Origin of the sequence: Longimicrobium sp. (assembly GCF_048594345.1) — a bacterium.
In the GTDB taxonomy this organism is placed as follows: domain Bacteria; phylum Gemmatimonadota; class Gemmatimonadetes; order Longimicrobiales; family Longimicrobiaceae; genus Longimicrobium.
This window is the reverse complement of record NZ_JBMDXM010000159.1, coordinates 1-5,453: the sequence shown is the minus strand read 5'-3', so window position 1 is coordinate 5,453 and position 5,453 is coordinate 1. Positions and strand designations below refer to the sequence as shown.

Below are 5,453 nucleotides of genomic sequence, written 5' to 3'. Positions count from 1 at the left end.
CCCCCGCGCCCCGCCGGGCCGCGGCGGGGGGGGGGCCCCGGGCGCCCCGGTGCCCCCCCCCCCGGCTGCCCCCCGCGTCCACCGCCATCGCGCATCGGTTGATGATGGACGGCGTGCGCCCCGGCGACGTGGTGGCCATCCTGGGCCACCGCTCCGCCCCCTTGGTCCGCGCGCTGCTGGCCGCGATGAAGGCTGGCGGCGCCTTCCTGATCCTGGATCCCGCCTATCCCCCCGCGCGCCTGGCCGAGTACGTCCGCATCGCCCGCCCCACCGGCTTCCTCCCGCTGGTGGCAGCGGGTGAAGTGCCGGGGGAGCTGGCCGATGCTCTGCGCGAAACCGTCGTCTCCACCATCCCGCTCGCTATCCGCGGACGTGCAGTTACAGACAAAGTGGCCAACTCCGCCGAAGCGGATCAACCTCCCCCGGCAGTTTCGGGGGAGGTGGCGAGCCTGAGCGAGCCGGAGGGGGCCTGCTCCGGAGCCGATCGCAGCGCTTCCAACCCAGCCCCACACCAACCTCCCCCAGGGTTTTTTGGGGGAGGTGCGAGCCTAAGCGAGCGGAGGGGGCGCAGCGGCGCGCACGAAAGCCCGTCCAGCACCGCAGGTTTTGTAGACAAAGCGGCCAACTCTTCCGAAGCGCATCAACCTCCCCCGGCAGTTTCGGGGGAGGTGGGCGAGTGGTGCTCGCCCGGAGGGGGCCGACTGGGAGCCGATCGCAGCGCTTCCAACCCAGCCCCACACCAACCTCCCCCAGGGTTTTTTGGGGGAGGTGCGAGCCTAAGCGAGCGGAGGGGGCGCAGCGGCACGCACGAAAACCAGTCCAGCGCCGCCGTATTTACGGACAAAGTGGCCAACGCGCCGTTCCCCGAGATTGGTTCCGACTCCCTGGCGTACCTCTCGTTCACCAGCGGCACCACCGGCAAGCCCAAGGCGGTGATGGGGCGCCACGGGTCGCTCACGCACTTTACCCCGTGGCTGGCGGAGCGCTTTGGGCTGTCCGCATCCGACCGCTTCAGCCTGCTCAGCGGCCTGGCGCACGACCCGCTGCACCGCGACGTCTTCACCCCGTTGCAACTGGGCGCCGCCGTCGTCGCGCCGCACCCGGACCAGGTGGGGAGGCCCGGCTACCTTGCGCGGTGGATGCGCGACGCCGGCATCACCGTCACGCACCTCACCCCCGCCATGGGCCAGCTGCTGACCGACGTTCCCGGCGGCCTCGGCGACGACGTGTCCACCCCGGATGCCGTTCTCCCCCTCTCCGTGAGGAACGAACGGGGAGGGGGCCGGGGGGAGGGGCAACCCGGAGCGGGCCCCACGCGTGTGGACTCCCTGCGCCGCGCCTTTTTCGTCGGCGACGTGCTCACGCGGACGGACGTGGAGCGCATGCACCGCCTCGCGCCCAACCTGCAGGTCGTCAACTACTATGGATCCACGGAGACGCAGCGCGCCGTGGCGCACTTCGTCGTGCCCCGCGACCTGGCGCGGCTGGCCAGGGAGACGATCCCCGTCGGCACGGGGATCCCTGACGTGCAGGTGCTCATCCGCAACGCCGCGGGCGAGCGCACGGGGGTGGGCGAGGTGGGCGAGATCTGGATGCGCAGCCCGCACATCGCGCTGGGCTACCTGGGCGACCCGGAGCTGACCGCGTCGCGCTTCATCCCCAACCCGTGGACGGGTGACGCGGCCGATCCCACGTATCGAACCGGCGACCTGGGCCGCTACCGCCCCGACGGCGTGGCGGAGATCGCCGGCCGCGCGGACCAGCAGGTCAAGATCCGCGGCTTCCGCATCGAGCCGGGGGAGATCGAGGCCGCCCTGCGTGCCCACGCCGCCGTCCGCGACACCGTCGTCGTCCCCCGCGGCGAGGGCGAAGGCAAGCGGCTGGTGGCCTACGTGGTCGCGGACGGCGAGCCGGCGCCGGGCGAGCTGCGCGAGTGGCTGCGGACCTTTGTCCCGGAGTACATGCTTCCCGCCGCGTGGGTGTTCCTCCCCGCGCTGCCGGTTACGCCCAACGGCAAGGTGGACCGCAAGGCGCTGCCGGAGCCGGAGGCGGACGGGACCGGCCAGGACTTCGTCCCGCCGCGCACGGCGACGGAGGTGGCGCTGGCGGACGTGTGGGCCGGGCTGCTGAACGCGCAGCGCGTGGGCGCGCACGACGACTTCTTCGCGCTCGGCGGGCACTCGCTGCTGGCCACCCGGCTGGTCGCCCGCGTGCGCGACGCGCTGGGCGTGGAGCTGCCCCTGCGCACGCTGTTCGAGGCGCCCACGCTGTCGGCGCTGGCGGCCTCCGTGGACCGGCTGCGCGCGGACGAGTCTGCTTCCGCCGTGCCGCCGATCGTCCACCGCCCGCACGGGGGGACGGCGCCCGCCTCGTTTGCGCAGGAGCGGCTGTGGTTCGTGGACCGGCTGGAGGGTGGCGGCGCCGTGTATCACATCCCCTCTATCCACCACCTGCGCGGCGCCGTGGACCCCCGCGCCATGGAGCAGGCGCTGAACGAGGTCGTCCGCCGTCACGAGCTGCTTCGCACGGCGCTGCCGATGGGGCCGGAGGGCGGCCCGGTGCAGCGCATCTCCCCTCCAACCCCCGTGCCCCTGCCGTTCCATGACCTGCGCGGATTGGATGAGGACGAGGCGGAGACCGCCTTTGCGCGGCTGGCGGAGGAGAACGCCAACCGGCCGTTCGACCTGGAGCACGGTCCGCTGTACCGCGTTTCCCTGGTGCGCCTGGCGGACGACGAGCACGCGCTGCTGGTGAACCTGCACCACGCCGCCGGCGACGGGTGGTCCATCCGCGTGCTGCTGGACGAGCTGTCCGCCCTGCACGCCTCGTACGGCCGCGGCGAGCTGCCCGCGCTACCGGATCTGCCGGTGCAGTACGCGGACGTGGCTGCCTGGCAGCGGGCGTGGCTGCGGGGCGAGGTGCTAGAGCGGCACCTGGCGTACTGGCGCGACACGCTGGACGGCGCGCCGCCCCTGCTGGAGCTGCCCACCGACCGTCCGCGCCCCGCCGCCCAGCGGCACCGCGGCGCGTCGGAGGTGTGGAGCCTGTCCGGCGGCGCGGCGGACGCGGTACGCGAGCTGGGCCGGCGTGAAGGCGCCACGCTGTTCATGGTGCTGCTGGCCGCGTGGAGCGTGGTGCTCTCGCGGCTGGCCGGCCAGGACGACGTGGTGGTGGGCACCCCCGTCGCCGGGCGCACGCGGCGCGAGACCGAGGGGCTCATCGGCCCCTTTCTGAACACCCTCGCGCTGCGGACGGACCTGTCCGGCGACCCCACGTTCCGCGCGCTGCTGGCCCGCGTGCGCAACGCGGCGCTGGGCGCGTACGCGCACCAGGACGTGCCGTTCGAGCGCATTCTTCAGGACGTGCGCCCCGAGCGCAGCCTGGCGCACACGCCCGTGTTCCAGGTGATGCTAAACCTGCTGAACTTCGCCGGCGACACGCCCGCGGAGCCGGGGGTGGAGCGCACCGCCTGGGGCGCGGGCGCGCAGCTGGCCAGCAAGTTCGACATCACCCTGTACGCGGGCGAGTCGGAGCAGGGGATCGGCCTGCACGCCGTGTACGACGCGGACCTCTTCGACGCGGCGCGCATCCGCGAGATGCTGGCCCAGCTGGCCGGCGTGCTGCGGCAGGCGGCGGAAGAGGCCGATCGGCCGATCGGCGCCCTGTCCCCCCGCACGGCGGGCGCGCGCGCCGTGCTCCCCGACCCGTCCATCCCCATCGAGCCGGTGGCGTGGGGCGGCGCCGTGCACGAGCGCATCGCCGGCGCCGCGGCGGCGGCCCCGGACGCGCCCGCCCTGCGCGACCGGGACGGCACGTGGACCCGCGGGCAGGTGGACGCCGCCGCCGCCCGCGTGGCGCACCGGCTGATGGACGCCGGCGTCCGCCCGGGCGACGTGGTCGCCGTGCTGGCGCACCGTTCCGCGGGGCTGGTCCCCGCGCTGCTGGGCGTGTGGAAGGCGGGCGCGGCGTTCACCGTACTGGACCCGGCCTACCCGCCCGCGCGTCTGGCCGAGTACGTCCGCGCCGCCCGGCCGCGCGCTCTGGTGCGCGTGGCCGCCGCGGGCCAGGTGCCGGCGCAGGTCGCCGACGCGCTCGCTCCCTTCAGCCTCGCCACCGTCGTGGTGGACGCGGCGGCCATGGAGGAGGGCACCGTATCCGCTCTCCCCGCCGTCCCCGTGGGGCCGGACGATCTGGCGTACGTCGCCTTTACCTCCGGCACCACCGGCCAGCCCAAGGCGGTGGCGGGGACGCACCGTCCGCTGGCGCACTTCTTCGGCTGGTACGCGCGCACCTTCCAGCCGGGCTCGTCCGACCGCTTCACCCTCCTCTCCGGGCTGGCGCACGATCCGCTGCTGCGCGACGTGTTCGCCCCGCTGCTGGCCGGCGCCACGCTCGCCATCCCCGACCCCGAGCACGTCGGCACCCCCGGCTGGCTGGCGGCGTGGATGCGCCGCGAAGCCGTCACCATCGCCCATCTGACCCCCGCCCTGGCCCAGGTGCTTACGGCGGGGATGGAGGATGGCGCGGACGTGGCCGGCGACGCGGAGGACGAGGGCGGCGACGTGCGGCTGCGCCTGGTCTGCCTGGGTGGCGAGACGCTGCGCCCGCACGTGGTGCGGCGGCTGCGCGCGTTCGCCCCGGGCGTGCGCGTCGCCAACTTCTACGGCGCCACCGAGACCCCGCAGGCCATGGCCGCCTTCATCGTTCCCGAGGACCTGGCCGGTCTGCCGGCCGCGGTGCCGGTGGGGCGGGGGATCGACGGCGTGGACCTGCTGGTGCTCGCCGCCGACGGCTCCGTGGCGGGGATCGGCCAGGTGGGGGAGATCGTCATCCGCACGCCCTACCTGGCGCGCGGCTACCTGAACGACGACGCGCTCACCGCCGCGCGCTTCGTCGCCAACCCCGCCACCGGTGACGCGGGCGACCGCATCTACCGCACGGGTGACCTGGGCCGCTACCGCGCGGACGGCACGGTCCAGGTCGCCGGGCGCGCGGACCGGCAGGTGAACCTGCGCGGCTTTCGCGTGGAGCCCGGCGAGGTCGAAGCGGCCCTGCGCGCGCTCCCCGCCGTCCGCGACGCCGCCGTCGAGGCCCGCGGCGAGGGCGACGCGCGGCGGCTGGTGGCGTACCTGGCCGCCGCCGGCGAGCCGCCGCGCGACGCCGAGGTGCGCGACGGGCTGCGGGGAGTGCTGCCGGAGTACCTGGTCCCCTCCGCGTTCGTGTGGATGGACGCGCTGCCGCTGACGCCCAACGGCAAGCTGGACCGCGCCGCGCTCCCGGACCCGCGTGCATCCACCGCGGCCGAAACCGGCTACGTCCCGCCCCGCACCCCCACCGAGGAGGTGCTGGCGGACGTGTGGGCCGCGCTGCTGCGCGTGGACCGGGTGGGCGCCGCGGACGACTTCTTTGCGCTGGGCGGCCATTCGCTTCTGGCCACGCGCGTGGCGGCGCGG

At 74.9% G+C, this 5,453-nt stretch carries 1 protein-coding gene and 1 pseudogene; both read left to right on the top strand.

All coding sequences use genetic code 11. The annotated features are described in order from the left end of the window. Positions 1–65 precede the first annotated feature (65 nt). Positions 66–401, top strand: a pseudogene (locus tag ACOJUJ_RS17550) (AMP-binding protein); the annotation flags it as partial. A 444-nt stretch (positions 402–845) separates the two neighbouring features. After that, positions 846–5,453: amino acid adenylation domain-containing protein (locus tag ACOJUJ_RS17545; RefSeq protein WP_420128204.1), on the top strand; the 4,608-nt coding region annotated here is incomplete at its 3' end.